Here is a 19610-nt window from a genome sequence, read left to right as displayed (position 1 = left end):
CGCCGCGCACGCCAGGCAGCGGGCCGCGCCGGCCGAGCCGTTATTCGGCTTTGTTCGGGCTTTGTTCGAGCCTTGTTCCGCCTTTCGATTCCTGGTTTTCCGATTTCGCCGCCATGACACGCACCTCGACCCGCCGCCTCGTGACCCGCCGCCTCGCCGCCACTCTGGCCACCCTCGGCAGCCTCGCCTGCCTGTCGCTGGCACCGTCCGCGCACGCGCAGGGCCCGAACAACTGGCCCGACAACAAGCCGATCACGATCCTGATGGGCTTTACCGCCGGCTCGGGCGTCGACATGGTCGGCCGCACGCTGCAGGACTCGCTGCAGAAGTCGCTGAAGACCACCATCCTCTACGACTACCGGCCGGGCGCCGGCGGCAACGTCGCCTCCGAAGTGGTCGCCCACGCCAGGCCGGACGGCTATACGCTGCTGCTGGGCACCGCCGCCACGCACGGCATCAACCCGGCGCTGTACAAGAACCTGCCGTTCGACGCCGAAGCCGACTTCACGCCGATCGCGCCGCTGGTCGAGGTCTCGAACGTGCTGACCGTCAACCCGGCCGTGCTCGACGTCAAGTCGGTCAAGGAATTCATCGAGAAGGTCAAGGCCAACCCCGGCAAGTACAACTTCGCCTCGACCGGCAACGGCACCGGCACCCATCTGGCCTTCGCCGAATTCAACGCGCGCGCCGGCCTCGACATGGTCCACGTGCCGTACAAGGGCGGCCCGGACGCGCTGCAGGCCGTGCTCAAGGGCGAGGTCTGCTGCATCTTCAACCAGGTCCAGAGCGTGCTGCCGCAATACCGCGCCGGCAAGGTGCGGCTGCTCGGCGTGACCACCGCCAAGCGCGTGCCGGTGATCCCCGATGTGCCGACCATCGCCGAGAGCGGCGTGCCGAACTACAACAGCACGATCTGGTTCGGCTTCTTCGGTCCCAAGGGCCTGGACCCGCAGATCGCCCGCAAGGTCAACGACGCGGTGCGAGTCGCGCTGGAAACCCCGGCGGTGCGCCAGAAGCTGGTCGAAGCCGGCAACACGCCGCGCATCGAAACGGTCGATCAGTTCCGCGCCACGGTGAAGGCCGACCGCCAGAAGTGGGCGAACGTCGTCAAGACGGTGGGCGCGTCGATCGATTGATGATTAGGACTTCGGGCCGCGGCGCCTGTGCCGGGGCCAGTTTCCTGAGGAGCCCCGTTTTTTCTGAAAGCCCGGACGGCAATTCCGGCTCCACAATCGCCCGCTTGCTGCCCGCGGTCCACTGGCGTTCAATGCCAATGTTGGTAACGGATCGACAGGAGGTAAGCAGATGACATCGGTCACGATGACTTCGAGGGGGCAAGTCACCCTTCCTGCTGAGGTTCGGGACAGGTTGGGTTTGTCCGCTGGCGATCGCGTGGAGTTTGTAATGAACGAAACCACAGGCAACTACGAGGTAATTCCCGCCCATCAGTCGGTCAAGCGGCTGAAGGGCGTCGTGCCCAAACCGGACAAACCCGTTTCGGTCGACGACATGAACGCGGCAATCGCGGAACAGGGAGCGTCGGCCGGTGATCGGAATTGATACCAACGTCCTGGTCCGGTACTTCGCGCAGGACGATCCACTGCAGTCTCCCATCGCCAGTGCCTTGCTGGAGGGCCTCAGCCCGGAGCGGCGCGGCTACGTGTCCATGGTCGCGCTCGTCGAGCTCGTGTGGGTGATGACGCGGCGTTTCGGGGTCAAGCGAAGCGGGATTGCCGACATCGTTCAAGGCTTGTTGGAATCCCGCGAACTCGTAGTCGAATCGGCCGACACGGTCCGCAAGGCGCTGCAATCGTATGGGACATCCACGGCCGACTTTGCAGATTGCTTGATCGAACGAACGTGTCACGCCGCAGCGTGCGATTGGGTCGCAACGTTTGATGCCGCCGCAGCGCGCACGCCGGGTTTTCGCCTGCTTGCGCAAGGAATGGCCGGCGAGCGCGCATGATGCCAAAGGCTGCCCGCCTCAGATTCCCTGGCCTCCCGACACCTCGATCCGCTGGGCGTTGACCCAGCGATGGCTCTCGGACAGCAGGCCGGCGATCATCGGGCCGATATCGTCTGGCACGCCGGCGCGGCCCAGCGCGGTCATTTCGGCGAACAGCTTGTTGATCTCGGGATTGTCGCGGACCGCGCCGCCGCCGAAGTCGGTTTCGATCGCGCCCGGCGCCACGGTATTGACCGCGATGCCGCGTGCCCCCAGTTCCTTTGCCATATACCGCGTGAGCACTTCCACGGCGCCCTTGACCGCGGCGTACGCCGCATAGCCGGGGAACGAAACGCGAGTCAGCCCGCTGGACAGGTTGACGATGCGCCCGCCGTCGGCCATCAGCGGCAGCAGCGCCTGAGTCAGGAAAAAGACCCCCTTGAAATGCACGTTCACCAGGGCGTCGAACTGCGCTTCGGTGGTGTCGCCGATCAACGCATAGTCGCCGTGGCCGGCGTTGTTGACCAGATGGTCGAACGTGTCGCGCTGCCAGGTCTGCCGCAGGGCGGCGCGCAGGGCTTGCGCAAACCGCGCAAAGCCGCCGGTATCGCCGGTGTCGAGCTGCAGCGCACAGCCCTTGCGGCCCAGGGCCTCGATCTCGGCGACGACGGCGTTGGCCTCGTCGGCACGGCGCTGGTAGGTCACGACGACGTCTCCGCCGTTGCGGGCGATGGCGATGGCAGTGGCCCGGCCCAGTCCGCGGCTGGCACCGGTGACGATGGCGATCTTGCTCATGGTCAAACTCCTTGATTCGGTTGTCGGTAATCCGAATTATTGGAGTTGAAATCGCGATAGTCTTAGTCAATTTCTCCCGGTTTCTTGCCTGAATCTCCGAGCCGGTTCGCGTTGGCGCCAGACGAACGCTATGCTGCGTGCATGAACGCTGACCTGCTTGAAGCCGTCCGCCGGTACACGGATACCTGCGCGGATCCCGACGGCCTTGCCCAAACGCCCGTGCCCGGCCTGACCACGATCCGGGCGACTTCGCCGAGCGGACTGGTCCATGCCATCGCGCGGCCGCTGGTCTGCCTGGTCCTGCAAGGCAGCAAGCGGGTCACCATGGGCGCGCAGACCTTCACGTTCGAGGCGGGCGACTCGATGCTGATTACCGCCGACGTGCCGACGGTCAGCCAGGTCACCCGCGCCAGCCCCGAGGCGCCGTACCTGTCGCTGGTGCTGGATCTCGAGCCGGCCGTGATCGCCGATCTGGCCATGCAGATGCAGTCGCTGCCGGCGCCCGACGGCGTGGCGGTGCGGTACGAGCCGACCGACGCCGAGGTCGCCGATGCGGCGCTGCGGCTGATCCGATTGCTGGAACGGCCCGAAGCGGTCCCGGTGCTGCACGCGCAGCGCGTCAGGGAGCTGCATTACTGGCTGCTGGCCGGTCGGCATGGCGCCGCCATCCGCGAACTGGGATGGCCCGAAGGCAATGCGCGACGCGTGGCGCGCGCCGTGGCGGTGCTGCGCGAGGAGTTCATGAACCCTCTGCCGATGGAGCGGCTCGCCGCGGCGGCCGGCATGAGCGCGTCTTCGTTCTACCAGCACTTTCGCGCCGTCACGTCGCTGTCGCCGCTGCAATTCCAGAAGCAGCTGCGGCTGCTCGAGGCGCGCCGTCTGATGCTGGCCGACGGCGCCACCGCCAGCAGCGCAGCCTTCGCCGTCGGCTACGAAAGCGTGCCGCAGTTCACGCGGGAATACCGGCGCATGTTCGGTGTGCCGCCGGCGAAAGACGCCGAGGCTATGCGCGGCGCGCTGCAGGTTGCGAGCGCCGAATAACCTGCCCAGGGGCGCATTCGCCGTGCGCTCCGGGATTTAAGCAGCCACTTACCCAAACCGCGTCAGGCCCTATAATGGCGCCTTGCCCGCCGCGCCCGCGGCGGGGTATCCGGCGATGCCGGCGCGGCGCAGTGATCGCCGTCGCGCGATCGGCCGGAATCCTCACCGCGTCCGCTCCATGACTTCCCCTCGGCCACCGGCCTGGCTGCGCCTTTGGCATCGTGCCACGCAAGGCGTCCTGCACCGTTTCTGGACCCGCTTTCCACCTGCCGAGCGCAGCGGCTTCCTGGCCGGCGCGCGCCGTTTCGCGCCCTCGCTGCCGGCCACGTTTTCGTGGGGGCTGGTGACCGGCGTGGCGATGAGCAAGTCCGTGATGACGGTGCCCGAGGCGATCGGCATGAGCCTGCTGGTCTATGCCGGCTCGGCCCAGCTGGCGGTGCTGCCGCTGTTCGCCGCCGGCATGCCGCTGTGGACGATCTGGCTGACCGCCGCCGTGGTCAATCTGCGCTTCGTGATCTTCAGCGCCGCGCTGCAGCCGCATTTCAGCTATCTGCCGCTGTGGCGGCGGACCCTGCTGGGGTCGTTCAACGGCGACCTGCATTTCGTCTTCTTCATGCAGCGCTACCAGGCGCCGGGGTACGAGGCCGGCAAGGAAGGCTACTTCTGGGGCATGGCGCTGATCAACTTCGTGATGTGGCAGGTCTCGTCGCTGGCCGGCATCCTGCTGGCCAGCCTGTTCCCCGACAGCTGGGGACTGGCGCTGGCCGGCACGCTGGCGCTGATCCCGGTGATGGTGTCGACCATCAATTCGCGCTCGACGCTGATGGCGGTCGCGGTGTCGGCCGTGCTGGCGCTGTTCTTTTTCGATCTGCCTTACCGGCTGGGGCTGGTGGTCGCGGTGGTGGGCGCGATCGCGGCCGGCATGGCCAGCGACCAGCTGGCGGCCCGCGCCACGCTGCGCGGCATCGAACGTCGCCGGCCGCGTGAGACGGTGGCCAACCAGGTCGACGAAAAGGCCAATAACAAGGCAGGCGGTCAACCCGGCCATGCCGCGTCGTCGGCGGAGGATCGGGCATGAGCCATTGGGAGATCTGGATCGCGCTGGTCGGCATGGCCGTGGTGACGATCGTCACGCGCGCGCTGTTCCTGATGGCGGGCGAACACGTCAGCCTGCCCGACCGCCTGCAGCGGGCGCTGCGCTACGCGCCCGCCGCCGCGCTGGCGGCCATCATCCTGCCGGACCTGATGACCTGGCAGGGCCATTTCACCATCGGCCTGGAAAACTACAAGCTGATCGCCGGCATCGCCGCAGGGCTGTTCTATCTGGCCACGCGCAAGATGCTCGGCATGATCGCGGTCGGCATGGCCGTCTATACCGCACTGCGGCTGCTGGCCTGAAAGCGAAGCCTCGCCGATTCAGGCATCGTCGCCGTGCGGCGCCGCCGACGGCGCCTTCAGCGTGGCGCTCAGCTGCGTCAGCAGGTGCGACAGCTGGGCCTGGCTGTTGGTGCCGGTCTTGATGAAGACCGCCTTCAGCTGGGTCCGGCTGGTCTCGCGGCCGATCTGCAGCTGCTCGCACGCCTCGGGCAGGCCGATGCCGGTGGTCAGCAGCGTGGCGAGCCGCGTTTCCGCCGGCGTCAGTCCATAGAGATCGCGCAACACCTGCGGCAGCAGCAGCGGCGAGCCGCTGCGCGTATCGTGAATGGCGACCAGCGCGGCCGGCTGCTGCCAGGCCTGGCCCATCGCATGCGATGGCGGCAGCGGCAGCACGATGACCTGGGCGCGCGCCCCCCGGCGCGATTGCGCCGTCGCCGCCTGGGCCGCCACCGGCGCGCTCGCGTCGCAGGCGGCGCGCACCATCGCGGCGAACGGCCGCGACAGCGTCCATTCGTCGCCTGCGCCTGTGGCTGTGGCCGTGCGCGGCGCCGCCGGATTCGGCAGCAGCCGGCGCACCCAGGCCTCCCCCTCGCTGTTGTGCAGCAGCACGCGGGCATCGGCCGAGAACACGATGACGCCGAACGCCAGCTGGTCCAGCAGCTGCATCGACAGGCGCTGCAGCGCGGTCAGCGCGCTGGTGCGCTCGCGCAGGGCCATCGCCTGCCGGATGTGCGGGATCGCCCAGTCCAGGGCCCGCGCGTCCTCCGGCGCGAACAGCGGCCCATCCAGCGGCCGCTGCAGCGAGAAATAGACCTCGTAGTAGGGCTGGCGATCGACCAGGCAGGCCATTACCGAGCGCATGCCGTAGCGTTGCAAGAAGTCGCGATAGAACGGGTGCCGGGCAATGGCGTCCACACCGAGCTCGCGCGCATCGATGTACCAGCTGCCGAGCGGCAACCGCGGCGCGAACGAGCGGCCGGGGTCCAGCGCCTGAAACGTTTGCTGATAGGCCTGGGCCAGCCCTTCGACCGGGTTGGCGAGCTCGGTTACCGACATGCGGTCGTTGCGCTTGTCGAGCACGACCATCCCCATCTGGGCGCTGCCGCTGGCGCGACGCAGATTCTGCAGGCTGCGCTGCCACGCCTGGGGATCGACGATGCCCTCGTAGAGCCCGCGGATGGTGTCGTGGATGTCGCTATCGTTCATTGCCGCCTCCGCTCGAACCGATGGCGGGGCAGCGGCCGGGCGGCGCGTGCCATGGCTGGCGCCGCCCATGGTCCGCGCCATGGACTTCCCGTTGGTTCATTGACTTCCCCTGGTTCCGACGACAAAGCAATGCGCCGCCGGGCTCTTGTCTCTTGTGACGGCCCGGTCGACTTCGACCTTCTTGTTTCTTCTTTCTTCTTGATTGGGATCGGACGGCTTCTCGAGGGCAGCGCCGGGGGCGTCTGCGGTGGCCGAGCAGCTATGGTACGGGTTTGAGGCGGGGTAGTCAGCAGGATGTGATCATCGTTCCACCCGGCTTTGTGCTCTGGGCGTCGCAACCCCGTTGCAATTGCGCAAAAGGGGCCCCCCGTTCAGGTAAAATGCCGGTTTTTCCGATCTTTCCCGCAAGAGCCATGACCTCTGTCCTGCGTCTATCCGACCTGATTTCCCAAGGCAAACTGTCCGGCAAGCGTGTGTTCATCCGCGCCGACCTCAACGTGCCGCAGGATGACGCGGGCAATATCACCGAGGACACCCGCGTCCGGGCCTCCGTGCCCGCCATTCAGGCGTGCCTGGCCGCCGGCGCCGCCGTGATGGTGACCTCCCATCTGGGCCGTCCGACCGAGGGCGAATTCAAGCCGGCCGATTCGCTGGCGCCGATCGGCAAGCGCCTGTCCGAACTGCTGGGCAAGGACGTCAAGCTGGTGCAGAACTGGGTCGACGGCGTCGAAGTCGCGCCCGGCCAGGTGGTGCTGCTCGAGAACTGCCGCGTCAACAAGGGCGAGAAGAAGAACAGCGACGAGCTGGCGCAGAAGATGGCCCGGCTGTGCGACATCTACGTCAACGACGCGTTCGGCACCGCGCACCGCGCCGAGGCCACCACCCACGGCATCGCCAGGTACGCGCCGATCGCCTGTGCCGGCCCGCTGCTGGCCGCCGAGATCGACGCGCTGGGCAAGGCGCTGGGCCAGCCGGCGCGGCCGCTGGTGGCCATCGTCGCCGGCTCCAAGGTCTCGACCAAGCTGACCATCCTGAAGTCGCTGGCCGACAAGGTCGACAACCTGGTGGTGGGCGGCGGCATCGCCAATACGTTCATGCTGGCCGCCGGCCTGAAGATCGGCAAGTCGCTGGCCGAGCCGGATCTGGCGGGCGAGGCCAAGGCGATCATCGACATGATGGCCGCCCGCGGCGCCTCGGTGCCGATCCCCGTCGACGTGGTTTGCGCCAAGGAGTTCAGCGCCAACGCCGCGGCCACCGTCAAGGACGTCAAGGACGTGGCCGACGACGACATGATTCTCGACATCGGTCCGCGCACCGCGGCGATGCTGGCCGAGCAGCTGAAGGCGGCCGGCACCATCGTCTGGAACGGCCCGGTCGGCGTGTTCGAATTCGACCAGTTCGGCAACGGCACCAAGGTGCTGGCCGAAGCGATCGCCGAATCGAAGGCCTTCTCGATCGCCGGCGGCGGCGACACGCTGGCCGCGATCGCCAAGTACGGCATCGCCGACCGCGTCGGCTATATCTCGACCGGCGGCGGCGCCTTCCTCGAATTCCTCGAGGGCAAGAAGCTGCCGGCCTTCGAAGTCCTGGAGCAGCGCGCCGCCGGCTGAGGGCCGGAACCGCCCGCCGTTTGCGGCTTGCCGTTCGCCGGCCGCCGCAGCGGCGCACGCCGGCAATCGGCTGCGCCAAGCCAAGGACAAGGAAACCAGATGACCCGTTCGACCAAGATCGTCGCCACCATCGGCCCCGCCTCCAGCACGCTCGAGATGCTGACCCGCATGATTGCGGCCGGGGTCGACGTGGTGCGGCTCAATTTCTCGCACGGCACCGCCGAGGACCACCTCGAGCGCGCGCGCCTGGTGCGCGAGGCTGCCCAGGCCTGCGGCCGCGAGGTCGCGATCATGGCCGACCTGCAGGGGCCGAAGATCCGCGTCGGCAAGTTCGAGAACGGCAAGATCACGCTGAAGGCCGGCGACCCGTTCGTGCTCGACGCCAACTGCCAGCTCGGCAACCAGGAGCGCGCCGGCCTCGATTACCGCGACCTGCCGCGCGATGTCGGTCCGGGCGATCTGCTGCTGCTCAACGACGGGCTGATCGTGCTGGTGGTCGACCGCGTCATCGGCAACGAGATCTTCACCACCGTCAAGGTCGGCGGCGACCTGTCCAACAACAAGGGCATCAACCGCCAGGGCGGCGGCCTGTCCGCGCCGGCGCTGACGGCCAAGGACATGGAAGACATCAAGACCGCGATGGCGCTGGGCGCCGACTATATCGCGGTCAGTTTCCCGAAGAACGCCACCGACATGGAAATGGCGCGCCAGCTTGCCGCGGTGGCGGGCCAGCAGTTCGGCCACAAGGCGCGGATGATCGCCAAGATCGAGCGGGCCGAGGCGATCCGCCCGGGCGTGCTCGAGGAAATCCTGGCGGCGTCGGACGGCATCATGGTGGCGCGCGGCGATCTGGCCGTCGAAGTGGGCAACGCCGCGGTGCCCGCGCTGCAGAAACGGATGATCCGGCTCGCGCGCGAAGCCAACAAGCTGACCATCACCGCCACGCAGATGATGGAAAGCATGATCGTCAATCCGGTGCCGACGCGCGCCGAGGTGTCCGACGTGGCCAACGCCGTGCTGGACGGCACCGATGCCGTGATGCTGTCGGCCGAGACCGCCGCCGGCCGCTATCCGGTCGAGACCGTCGAGGCGATGGCCGCGGTCTGCGTCGAGGCCGAGAAATCCGAGGTGGTCCAGCTCGACACCGACTTTCTGAACCAGACCTTCACCCGCATCGACCAGTCGATCGCGATGGGCGCGCTGTTCACCGCCTATCATCTGCAAGTGAAGGCCATTGCCGCGCTGACCGATTCGGGCGCGACCGCCTTGTGGATGAGCCGTCACCGCATCCATGTGCCGATCTACGCGATGACGCCGAACCTGGCCTCGCAGCGCAAGATGCAGCTGTACCGCAACGTGGTGGCACTGCCGCTGGAATCGAGCAGCGACCGCGATACCGCGCTGGAACAGGCGGAGGAGCTGCTGCTGGCCAAGGGCGTGGTGCAGCGCGGCGATTTCATCGTGCTGACGATCGGCGAGCCGATGGGGCAGCCGGGCGGCACCAATACGCTGAAGATCGTCCGGGTCGGCCTGTGACGGGGGCTGCGACACTGGCCATGAGGCTGACCATGAAGCGGGAGGCGATGCCGATGATGCGAACCATGACGGCGGCCACGGTGCGCTGGGAAACACAGCCCGGTGCCGCGGCCCACGGAAACTTGCCACGATAGCGGCGGACCGTGGCGACTGCCCGGCAGCCCGAAGAACATTCCAATACCGAGAACCCCATTCTTTTCTTAGGAGTCTGACATGCCACTCGTTTCGATGCGCCAGTTGCTCGACCACGCCGCCGAGAACGGCTACGGTCTGCCGGCATTCAACGTCAACAACCTGGAGCAGGTCCAGGCCATCATGCAGGCGGCCGACGAAGTGAATGCGCCGGTGATCATGCAGGCTTCCGCCGGCGCCCGCAAATACGCCGGCGAACACTTCCTGCGCCACCTGATCGAGGCAGCGGTCGAGGCCTATCCGCATATCCCGGTCGTGATGCACCAGGACCACGGCCAATCGCCGGCGATCTGCCAGGGCGCGATCGACCTGGGCTTCTCGTCGGTGATGATGGACGGCTCGCTGCGCGAAGACGGCAAGACCCCGGCCGAGTACGAGTACAACGTCGAGGTGACCCGCAAGGTCGTGCAGATGGCCCACGCGGTCGGCGTGACCGTCGAGGGCGAACTGGGCTGCCTGGGCTCGCTGGAAACCGGTGAGGCGGGCGAGGAAGACGGCATCGGCGCCGAAGGCAAGCTCGACCACTCGATGCTGCTGACCGACCCGGAGCAGGCCGCGGACTTCGTCAAGGCGACCCAGCTGGACGCCCTGGCGATCGCCATCGGCACCTCGCACGGCGCGTACAAATTCACCCGCAAGCCGACCGGCGACATCCTGGCGATCAGCCGCATCAAGGAAATCCACGCCCGCATCCCGAACACCCACCTGGTGATGCACGGCTCGTCGTCGGTCCCGCAGGAACTGCTGGAAGAAATCCGCAAGTTCGGCGGCGACATGAAGGAAACCTACGGCGTGCCGGTCGAGGAAATCCAGGAAGCGATCAAGTACGGCGTGCGCAAGATCAATATCGACACCGATATCCGTCTGGCCATGACCGGCGCGATCCGCCGCTTCTTCGTCGAGAACCCCAGCAAGTTCGACCCGCGCGAATACCTGAAGCCGGCCCGCGAAGCCGCCAAGCAGGTCTGCAAGGCGCGCTATGTCGCGTTCGGCTGCGAAGGCCAGGCCGGCAAGATCAAGCCGATCGCGCTGAAGGAAATCGCCGAGCAGTACAAGTCGGGCAAGCTGTCGCAGGTGGTGCAGTAAGGCGTTGCCGCCGGTCTTCAGCGCCGAGCGCATGAGGACCGGCCCCCGGCTGACGCCATGGCCATGAATTGACCGATGGGGCTTCGCCACCGCACGAAGCCCCTCATTGTTTTTCCCTCTCTCCCGCTCGCCGACCTATTTCTATGTCTGACGCTCTCTATCAGTCCTCCATCCGCTCGCTGCCGCTGCTCGGCCATGGCAAGGTGCGCGACAACTATGCCGTCGGCGACGACAAGCTGCTGATCGTGACCACCGACCGCCTGTCGGCGTTCGACGTGATCCTCGGCGAGCCGATCCCGGGCAAGGGCCGCGTGCTGAACCAGATGGCCAATTTCTGGTTCAAGAAGCTGGCTCACATCGTGCCGAACCACGAGACCGGCATCGCCGCCGAGACCGTGGTGCAGCCGGACGAAGTCGAGCAGGTCCGCGGCCGCGCGGTGGTGGTCAAGCGTCTGAAGCCGATCCTGGTCGAGGCGGTGGTGCGCGGCTATCTGGCCGGCAGCGGCTGGAAGGACTACCAGGCGACGGGCAAGGTTTGCGGCATCGAACTGCCGGCCGGTCTGCAGAACGCGCAGAAGCTGCCCGAGCCGATCTTCACGCCGGCCGCCAAGGCCGAGATGGGCGAGCACGACGAGAACATCAGCTTCGCCGAAGTCGAGGCGCGCATCGGCAAGGAGCTGGCCGCGCAGATGCGCGACATCTCGATCCGTCTGTATCAGGAGGCGGCCGACTACGCCGCCACGCGCGGCATCCTCATCGCCGACACCAAGTTCGAGTTCGGCCTGGACGAGAACGGTACGCTGACGCTGATGGACGAGGTGCTGACCGCCGATTCGTCGCGCTTCTGGCCTGCCGATTCCTATCAGGTCGGCACCAATCCGCCATCGTTCGACAAGCAGTTCGTGCGCGACTGGCTCGAGGCGGTGCGCATCGACGGCAAGCCCTGGCCCAAGACCGCGCCGGCGCCAGCCCTGCCGGCCGATGTGGTCGAGAAGACCGCGGCCAAGTACCGCGAGGCGCTGACCCGGCTGACCGGGCAGGAACTGCAATAACCGGGCGGCCGCGGGCACGCCACGCAAGCGAGGATTGGAAGTGAGCCAGACAAACAAGCCGCTGGTCGGCGTCGTGATGGGCAGCAGCTCGGACTGGGACGTGATGCAGCACGCTGTGGCGATGCTCAAGGATTTCGACGTTCCGTTCGAGGCCCAGGTGGTATCGGCGCATCGGATGGCAGACGAGATGTTCCGCTACGCCGAGACGGCGCGCTCGCGCGGACTGCGCGCGATCATCGCCGGCGCCGGCGGTGCCGCGCATCTGCCGGGCATGATCGCCGCCAAGACCATCGTGCCGGTGTTCGGCGTGCCGGTGCCGTCCAAATACCTGCGCGGCGAGGATTCGCTGCTGTCGATCGTGCAGATGCCCAAGGGCGTGCCGGTCGCCACCTTCGCCATCGGCGAGGCGGGCGCGGCCAATGCCGCGCTGCATGCGATCGCCACGCTGGCCGCCACCGACGACGCGCTGGCCGCGGCGCTGGAAGCGTTCCGCACGCGCCAGACCGAAGCGGCGCGCGCGATGACGTTGCCGCTGTGATGGGCCACGCCGATTCGCTTCACTGATTCACTGATTCACTGATTCACCACCGCGGCCGTCGCCGGCGGCCGCGACCGTTCCCCTGGAATCCGCACGAGCATGCCCACCGATATCCATCCCCATCTGATCGAAGCGCATACGCCCGAGTCGCGCGCCGAATTCGGCGTCGGCGGCCCGAACGCGCCGATCCTGCCCGGTGCCTGGCTCGGCATGCTCGGCGGCGGCCAGCTTGGCCGCATGTTCACCCATGCGGCGCAGGCGATGGGCTACAAGGTCTGCGTGCTCGATCCCGACCAGGACAGCCCGGCCGGCGCGGTCGCCGACAGGCACCTGTGCGCGACCTATACCGACGAAGCGGCGCTGGCCGAGATGGCCCGGCTGTGCCAGGCCGTCTCGACCGAATTCGAGAACGTGCCGTCGATGTCGCTGGACCGGCTCGAACAGCTCGGCGCCTTCGTCGCGCCGCGCGGCCACTGCGTGTCGATCGCGCAGAACCGCATCGGCGAGAAGAAGTTCTTTGCCGCCTGCGCCGAGCGCACCGGCGTGTCGCCGGCCCCGCACTGGGTGATCCAGCACGATGCCGATATCGAGCAGCTGCCCGAGCAATTGCTGCCCGGCATCCTGAAGACCGCGCGCATGGGCTACGACGGCAAGGGCCAGGCCCGCGTCAAGACCCGCGACGATGTGCGCGCCGCTTGGAACGCGATGCAGCATGTGCCTTGCGTGCTCGAACAGATGCTGCCGCTCGCCTATGAGGTCTCGGTGCTGGCCGCGCGCGGCGCCGATGGCGCGACCGCGACCTGGCCGCTGGCCGAGAACGTCCATCGCGACGGCATCCTGTTCTCGACCGTGATGCCGTCGCGCCAGGTGTCGGCCGAGATCGCCGACCGCGCGCGTGCGGCAGCGGCCATCATCGCCGGCGAGATGGGCTATGTCGGCGTGCTGTGCATCGAGTTCTTCGTGCTCAAGGACGGCAGCCTGGTCGCCAACGAGATGGCGCCGCGCCCGCACAACTCCGGCCATATCACGATGGATGCGTGCGAGACCAGCCAGTTCGAGCAGCAGGTGCGGGCGATGGCCCGGCTGCCGCTGGGCAGCACGCGCCAGCATTCGGCCGGCAAGATGCTGAACCTGCTGGGCGACGTCTGGTACGAATACGGGCTCGAGCGCGAGCCGGCGTGGGACGCGGTGGTCGGCCAGCCCGGCGCCAAGCTGCATCTGTACGGCAAGAGCGACGCGCGCCCCGGACGCAAGATGGGCCACGTCAACTGCATCGGCGAGCGCGCCGAAGACGCGCAGCGCGCCTTCGACGCGGCGCTGCAGGTCCTGCATATCGCGCCCTGATCTTCTGCACAGTGTGATGACGATGGCCGCCGCTTCCCATCCTTCCCGGATGCCGACCGCCGCCGAACTCGACGAGGCCGCGCGCCTGCTCGAGGCCGGGCAGCTGGTCGCGTTTCCGACCGAAACCGTCTATGGCCTCGGCGCCGATGCCGAGAACCCGGAGGCGGTGGCGCGCATCTTCGCGGCCAAGGGGCGGCCGTCCAACCATCCGATCATCGTCCATGTCGTTGACGGTGCCGACATCGGCCATTGGACCGACGACGTACCCGAGGCCGCGCAGCGCCTGATCGACGCCTTCTGGCCCGGGCCGCTGACGCTGATCCTCAAGCGCGCCGCGCATATCCCCGCCGATGTCGCGGGCGGGCAGGACAGCATCGGCTTGCGCTGCCCCTCGCATCCGGTCGCGCAGGCGCTGCTGTCGCGCTTCAAGCGCGGCCGCGGCGGCATCGCGGCGCCGTCGGCCAACAAGTTCGGCCAGGTCAGCCCGACCACCGCGCAGCATGTGCGCGAGGAATTCGGCGACAGCGTCTATGTGCTCGAAGGCGATGGCATCGAGGTCGGCATCGAGTCGACCATCGTCGATCTGTCGCGGCTGGAGCAGGGCATCGGCCCGGTGCTGCTGCGCCCGGGCGCGATCACGCCGGCGATGATGGCGGACGTGCTGGGCGTCGCGCCGCTGCCGCCGGATGCCGCGGCACCGCGGGCCTCCGGCACGCTCAAGGCCCACTACGCGCCGCGCACGCCGCTGTATCTGGCCGATGCCCGGGCGCTCGCCCGGGATCTGGCTTCGCTGCCGGGCGATGCCCGCGTGGCCTGGGTCGCCGCCGCGCCGGCGAGCGATCCGCGTTGCGTATGGGTGCAGGCCCCGGCGGACGCCAGGGCCTATGCGCGAGAGCTCTACCGGCTGCTGCGCCGGCTCGACAAGGAGGGCTTTGCCCGGCTGTACGTCGAACCGCTGCCCGAAGGCCATGAGTGGGCCGGCGTGCGCGATCGGCTGCAGCGCGCCGCGGCGGCGTTCCAGGACTGAGCGTGCGGGGCCCGGGCGCCTGGGCGTGATTTCGGCGGCAGCGCTATTCCGCGGCCGTGGCCCGCGCTCCTCGATAGACCCATTCCAGCAGGGCGTCATGCGCCTGCTGCGCCTGCGCGGCGTTCGGGTGATTGATCACGCTGACCACCACGTAGCGCTTGCCATCGGCCGCATCGACATAGCCGGCGATGGCCCGCACGTCGGCCAGCGTGCCGGTCTTCAGATAGCCGTGTCCGGCTGCACTGCTGCGCGTCAGCCGATTTCTCAACGTGCCATCGACCCCGAGTACCGGTAGCGAGTCGACGAAGATCGGCGCCGCCTCGCTGGCCAGCGCCTGTTGCAGCAGGCGCGCAAGATCGTAGGCGCTGATGCGTTCCTGCCGCGACAATCCCGAGCCGTTGTCCAGCATCAACCCCGGCATGTCCAGCCCCTGGTGCGACAGCCAGCGGCGGATCACCGCGGACGAGCGGGCCGTGCTGGCAGGGCCGCGCCGATCGATCTCCGCGCCGATGGTCAGGAACAGCTGGCGCGCCATCACGTTGTTGGAGTACTTGTTGATGTCGCGAACGATGTCGGCCAGCGGCAAGCCGTAGTGGCGCGTCAGCCGGAACGCCGGCCGCGGCACGGTGCCGCGCCGGATTGCCGGCGGCTTCGCGAAGGTGCCGCCGGCCGCCAGCCATTGCGCGATAAAGCCGCCGCCGATGAAGTCGTCATGACTGAGCGCGGCAAAGTTCAGCACCTGCTCGCCGCAGTCGGCCGAGTAGCTGCCGTCGAACGACGCGACCACGGTGCCGTCCGCCTGCGGCGACAGCGTCGGCGTCGCGCCGGCGCGCCAGTCGCCGCAGCGGCCATTGGTCAGGGCGAGCCGGTTGTCCAGGCGCAGTTGCGCCAGCGGCGGCATGACCGAGACCCCGACCGTCTGCGTGGCGGTATCCGGCGTCAGCGTGAAAGAGAGAGTCTTGAAGGAATACAGCAACGCATCGGGTGCCACGTTGTAGGCGCGATGGGACTCGCCGTCGATGGTGCCGCCATTGTCCAGTCCCTGCTGGAAGTAGCTGCGGTCCAGCACCACGTCGCCGGCGATCGTCGTCACGCCGGCCCGCCGCGCCGCAGCCACCAGCCTGGCCATTTCTTCCGGCACCAGCTTCGGATCGCCTTGCCCCCGCAGATAGACGTTGCCGACCACGCCGTCGGCGCCCGGCTCGCGGTCCGCGTAGAGCGAGGTCTGCCAGCGGTAGCTGGGGCCGAGCAGTTGCAGGCCGGCGAAGGTCGTGATCAGCTTCATCGTGGAAGCCGGGTTCATCGGGGTCTGGGCGTTCCAGCTGGCGGTGGCCGTCGGCGCGCCTTGCCGGACGACGTAGAAGCTGGTGGCTTGCAGGGGAACGTTCGCCGCTGCAAGAGCCCGCGTTACAGCCTCCGGCAGTCCGGCAGAGGCAGCCGCGAGCCGGTGTTCGGCGATGGCGGGCTTGACGATTGGCTTGCGCGCCTGGACCTTGTCGCGCTTTACCGGCGTTCTTGCGTCGGCTTCGATCGGAGCGCCCAGTCCCAGCGCGATGCCGAGGATCAGAACAGGGACGGCGGAAAGGGATGCACGCAGGGCGGTCGACATGCGCGGGATGCTAGCACACGACGCCCGCGTCGAAGACATGTCGCGGTAGTGCGACGAGCGGACCCGTTAACGAAAGAAGCGGCCTCGATATTAGAAGATTCTCCAGTGTCCGACCGGCACGATGCAGCCACGCTGCAATCATCCTGCCGAAAGGAACCCAATGTCCGGATTGAACCTCGCTTGCTGGAGCCGAAAGCCGGTCGACCCGTCGCCGCGGCGCACCGACGCGAACGTCGCTGAGGCGCGCGACAGCTTCACGGCCAGGCTCGGCATGCTGTGCAACGGCTTTGCCACTGCCGCGTCGAGCCGCCGCGATCAGATCCGAGCACGAATCGATCTGCGCAAGGCGGAAGGTCGTGCGAAGGAACGGCCCGAGACGGCGGAGGAGCGACAACAGGCCGCTGCGCGGCTTCTGGAATCCCTGCTCGCGGCTTCGCATGCAGACCATGGGGCGGCCCTCGAAAAGCGCGCGCGCGTCGATGTGGTATCGCAATTTGTGCGCGACTTGTCCAGTGATGAGCGTCACGATTGCCTGCATCTGCTCCGAGCGTACCGCACCGAGATGGAAGCCGGTCTGTTGGAACGCTATCGATCTTCCGATGCGACGATCAAGCGCACCGCGGCCATCCTGGCCGACGACCTCAACCTGCTCCGGAGCGAACTGGTCCGAGCCGAAGCAGGCGACAACAGGCAAAGCACCTCGCCGATTGATATCGGAGAATACGAAACGGCCCTCCGCGCATTGGTTAACGCCATCGTCGAGGATAAAGGTACGTCGGAGACGCGCAAGGCCGTACGCGAGGCGCTGGACAATGCCGTCGCCTGTGGAGCGGCAAGCCGGGCGCTATCGGAAAAAGCGCTCGACGCCTACAACGATACCGTGCTGGGCGTATTGATTCGGCGGCCAGACCGCGAACTCGCCCTGTTGCACGCCTGGTTCGAGAGTGAACGAGGCGATGCAGCGGACGCAAGATATCGGCAGTGCATCGGCCAGAACAACGCGTTTGCGGCGCGCGAGTTATCGAAGCTGCGATCGGTTGTCGCGTCGATCGAAGCCAATACGGAAGGCGCTCGACAGTCCAAGGCCAAACTTCGCGCCGCCTTTGCCGTCCCCTGCTTTGCAGCGATCAACCAGGCTTTGCGCCATTTTGAGGACCGGCGCTTCGAGAGCATCGCACCCTATTCGCGGTGGGACACGCTGAAGAGACACCTGTTGCCGCCGGCATTCTCGACCGAAGACGTCAGCAGGTTCGCAGCGTTGCATGGCAGGCTGGAAGCCATTCTTCAGCCCCGATTGGTCGATGCGAGTGGAAGAAGCGCCGCCGTACTGAAGGACAACGTCGCGTTCCTCGAAAACGAGGTCGACGAGCTTGTGTCCCTGGCAATGGAACAGTATGGTGCCCTGGTTACCCATGCAAAAGAAGGCTCGTTGACGCCGGACGTCGTGCGTCACGCGTATGCCGTCATCGACCGGGCCATTGAGCAGTTTGCCGGTGCGGTGCGCGCGGACGTAGCGGAACAGGCAAACAATCTGCCTGTCCTGACGAAGACCATTTGCGACCGGTTCGTTGTCGACGAAACCGGATTCGCACGACTACGCGATAGCCAATTCGGTAATCACCAGAAGCAGATCAACACGCTGATTGCCGTTCTGAATCACCTCGCTGTCGTGCAAGGCGCGACGCCTTCGCAAGGGCCGATTCTCGACGATGCCACCGTAGCCCGCCTGCTCCAATTTCTGACCCGCATCGCGCATCAGTTGAGCGATTCACAGCGCAGGCTTCTGATGGAATGCGGCGGCGTTCATCACGCCATTCCCGACATCGCCATGCTCGGCCAGGCGCTGCAGCGCGGGATGGGGCAACTGCAGCATCCTCCTGCGAGTCCAGCGGCCTTGCTAAGGACGATCAAGGACATTGCAGATTCCGGACTCGCCCTTCAACGGCTCGCCCGGACGGAGGACGCCGTTGCGGCGACATCAGACCGGGCCGGCTCCGCGGCACCGGGAACGCATTGGGAGCTGACCTATTTGCGGGGCTTGTTCCGCTTCGTGATCGGCGAGAAGTTGACACCCAAAGCGATGGCGGCACTGCAGGACAAGATGCATCGGGCGGACTTCATGGCGTGTCATCACGCCGTCGGCAGGCTCGCCGACGCGGTCAAGCCATTCGTTGATCGCCAGAAGACGAACGCGAGTGTGGGCACCCTGTCCGATGAAATCATTCGCTGGAACGCAAGCTACGGCATCCTCGCCGGTGAACTGGCGGCACAGAGCCGCCGGCCGATGACAAGCCGGCCGGTGGACCTGCAGAAATACCGACGCCTGGTTGAAAAAACGTTGAAGGACGCATACGGCTTGATGGTGTCAGTAGCCAAGGACCGCATCAACATACTCGGAAGTCTTGGTACGGAGTACTTTGTGACGGACGACCAAGGCGTTCATCGCGCGAGACTGGTGAAGGCGCCGCTGACCGAAGCGCAGCTGGATGCAATCAAGCAGCATTCGATCTACGCGAAGGAAGGAAGCCTGAGCGAGCGTGCCACGCTGGTCTTCCCGCAATACAAGGACTCGACGGGCAAGCCGCATCAGTTCACGGTGGCGGAGGCGTGGGCCGTCGATGTGGGGCGTTGCGAAATGCAGGCGGGCAACGTATTGCTATCGATGAAAGACGTCAACAACGCCGAACTGCCGCGCGTGAGCGGCCCGCGCAAAGCGAGCGACGCAAAACAATCCGAGAAAGCAGCAATCGTGCGAACCAGCGACAACGCAGCGCTGTATCGGTTCATGCAGTCGCTACTTGCATTGTGCGGTGGCGACCATGCGCGGCTTTTTCGTGCGACGCAGCAAATGAACCAGGCGTTTCAGACCGGCGCGTACGTCGCCTTGACGATGGAGGATTTCGGCTCGTTCGGCCGGGGAGAGCCCAAACTGTTCGACAGCGCCCGGGGAAGCTTGCCCCAGGACAACCTCATCAAATATGTCTGTTCGCGTCGGCCAGACGGCACTCTCCAATTTACGGCCACGATGGAATTGCCGCGTATCAACGCCGTGGTCCGGGATGATGATTTGCGCGGCCTGACGGCGGAATCATGGCTCGACAGTGCGCGTTCGGCCTACAGAATCCAGACGTCGTGGGTCTATACCAGAAGCGGCAAGATCATGCTTGACGACGAGCGCCCTTGTGAACGCAGTTATGTCCTGGTCCTAGGGCGGGAAACCCATCCGGCCAGCGAAGCAGTCGGCCACTAACA

The 19610-nt window shown here is 66.8% G+C and carries 17 protein-coding genes; 14 read left to right on the top strand and 3 right to left on the bottom strand.

Going from position 1 to position 19610, the window contains the following annotated elements:
* The first annotated feature begins 113 nt into the window (after positions 1-113).
* The 3 genes from HTY53_RS00190 to HTY53_RS00180 all read left to right on the top strand — a co-directional run bounded on the left by HTY53_RS00190 (position 114) and on the right by HTY53_RS00180 (position 1966).
* Entirely contained in the window at positions 114-1136 is a 1023-nt protein-coding gene (locus tag HTY53_RS00190; RefSeq protein WP_174104392.1) for a Bug family tripartite tricarboxylate transporter substrate binding protein, read from the top strand.
* Between the two features lie 169 nt (positions 1137-1305).
* Positions 1306-1560: an AbrB/MazE/SpoVT family DNA-binding domain-containing protein gene (locus HTY53_RS00185; RefSeq protein ID WP_174104391.1), complete on the top strand. Its 255-nt coding sequence runs from the start codon at positions 1306-1308 to the stop codon at positions 1558-1560.
* Entirely contained in the window at positions 1547-1966 is a 420-nt protein-coding gene (locus tag HTY53_RS00180; protein WP_174104390.1) for a PIN domain-containing protein, read from the top strand. The genes HTY53_RS00185 and HTY53_RS00180 overlap by 14 nt, the downstream gene beginning before the upstream one ends.
* 18 nt (positions 1967-1984) lie before the next feature.
* On the opposite strand, the gene HTY53_RS00175 is transcribed toward HTY53_RS00180, so the two are convergent.
* Entirely contained in the window at positions 1985-2740 is a 756-nt protein-coding gene (locus HTY53_RS00175) for an SDR family NAD(P)-dependent oxidoreductase (protein WP_174104389.1), read from the bottom strand.
* A gap of 141 nt (positions 2741-2881) precedes the next feature.
* On the opposite strand from HTY53_RS00175, the gene HTY53_RS00170 reads away from it, so the two are divergent.
* From HTY53_RS00170 to HTY53_RS00160, 3 genes are all read left to right on the top strand, one after another.
* The gene (locus HTY53_RS00170; RefSeq protein WP_174104388.1) at positions 2882-3781 is read left to right on the top strand and encodes an AraC family transcriptional regulator; all 900 of its coding nucleotides are present in this window, start codon (positions 2882-2884) and stop codon (positions 3779-3781) included.
* Between the two features lie 178 nt (positions 3782-3959).
* Positions 3960-4859, top strand: coding sequence for an AzlC family ABC transporter permease (locus tag HTY53_RS00165; RefSeq protein WP_254599726.1), 900 nt, complete (start codon positions 3960-3962; stop codon positions 4857-4859).
* Complete coding sequence (locus tag HTY53_RS00160) at positions 4856-5179, top strand: AzlD domain-containing protein (protein ID WP_174104387.1); 324 nt, start codon at positions 4856-4858, stop codon at positions 5177-5179. Before HTY53_RS00165 ends, HTY53_RS00160 begins: the two co-directional genes overlap by 4 nt.
* An 18-nt stretch (positions 5180-5197) precedes the next feature.
* Here the strand turns inward: HTY53_RS00160 and HTY53_RS00155 are convergent, their stop codons facing one another.
* Positions 5198-6364, bottom strand: a complete 1167-nt coding sequence (locus HTY53_RS00155; protein WP_174104386.1) for a helix-turn-helix transcriptional regulator — start codon at positions 6362-6364, stop codon at positions 5198-5200.
* A 413-nt stretch (positions 6365-6777) separates the two neighbouring features.
* On the opposite strand from HTY53_RS00155, the gene HTY53_RS00150 reads away from it, so the two are divergent.
* From HTY53_RS00150 to HTY53_RS00120, 7 genes are all read left to right on the top strand, one after another.
* A complete protein-coding gene (locus tag HTY53_RS00150) occupies positions 6778-7974 on the top strand; it encodes a phosphoglycerate kinase (protein ID WP_174104385.1) in 1197 nt (398 codons plus the stop codon).
* A gap of 99 nt (positions 7975-8073) precedes the next feature.
* Positions 8074-9510 (top strand): pyruvate kinase, encoded by a 1437-nt coding sequence (pyk, locus tag HTY53_RS00145; protein ID WP_174104384.1) that lies wholly within the window; start codon positions 8074-8076, stop codon positions 9508-9510.
* A 213-nt stretch (positions 9511-9723) separates the two neighbouring features.
* Positions 9724-10788 carry a class II fructose-bisphosphate aldolase gene (gene fba, locus HTY53_RS00140; RefSeq protein WP_174104383.1) on the top strand — a complete coding sequence of 355 codons (1065 nt, stop codon included), beginning with the start codon at positions 9724-9726 and terminating at the stop codon, positions 10786-10788.
* Between the two features lie 143 nt (positions 10789-10931).
* The gene (locus HTY53_RS00135) at positions 10932-11840 is read left to right on the top strand and encodes a phosphoribosylaminoimidazolesuccinocarboxamide synthase (RefSeq protein ID WP_174104382.1); all 909 of its coding nucleotides are present in this window, start codon (positions 10932-10934) and stop codon (positions 11838-11840) included.
* Between the two features lie 40 nt (positions 11841-11880).
* Complete coding sequence (gene purE, locus HTY53_RS00130) at positions 11881-12378, top strand: 5-(carboxyamino)imidazole ribonucleotide mutase (RefSeq protein WP_174104381.1); 498 nt, start codon at positions 11881-11883, stop codon at positions 12376-12378.
* A gap of 99 nt (positions 12379-12477) precedes the next feature.
* A complete protein-coding gene (locus tag HTY53_RS00125) occupies positions 12478-13722 on the top strand; it encodes a 5-(carboxyamino)imidazole ribonucleotide synthase (RefSeq protein WP_174104380.1) in 1245 nt (414 codons plus the stop codon).
* 49 nt (positions 13723-13771) lie between these two features.
* The gene (locus HTY53_RS00120; RefSeq protein ID WP_174104664.1) at positions 13772-14749 is read left to right on the top strand and encodes an L-threonylcarbamoyladenylate synthase; all 978 of its coding nucleotides are present in this window, start codon (positions 13772-13774) and stop codon (positions 14747-14749) included.
* 43 nt (positions 14750-14792) lie between these two features.
* Here HTY53_RS00120 and dacB read toward each other — a convergent pair whose 3' ends face one another.
* Positions 14793-16358: a D-alanyl-D-alanine carboxypeptidase/D-alanyl-D-alanine endopeptidase gene (gene dacB / locus HTY53_RS00115; RefSeq protein WP_254599725.1), complete on the bottom strand. Its 1566-nt coding sequence runs from the start codon at positions 16356-16358 to the stop codon at positions 14793-14795.
* A gap of 160 nt (positions 16359-16518) precedes the next feature.
* Here dacB and HTY53_RS00110 point away from each other — a divergent pair, with 160 nt between their 5' ends.
* A complete protein-coding gene (locus tag HTY53_RS00110; protein WP_174104378.1) occupies positions 16519-19608 on the top strand; it encodes a hypothetical protein in 3090 nt (1029 codons plus the stop codon).
* Positions 19609-19610: the final 2 nt, after the last annotated feature.

The sequence above is a fragment of the Cupriavidus gilardii genome (genome assembly GCF_013314895.1).
Taxonomy (GTDB): Bacteria; Pseudomonadota; Gammaproteobacteria; order Burkholderiales; family Burkholderiaceae; genus Cupriavidus; species Cupriavidus gilardii_C.
The sequence above is the reverse complement of the archived record's forward strand: the minus strand, read 5'-3'. Positions and strand labels throughout refer to the sequence as shown.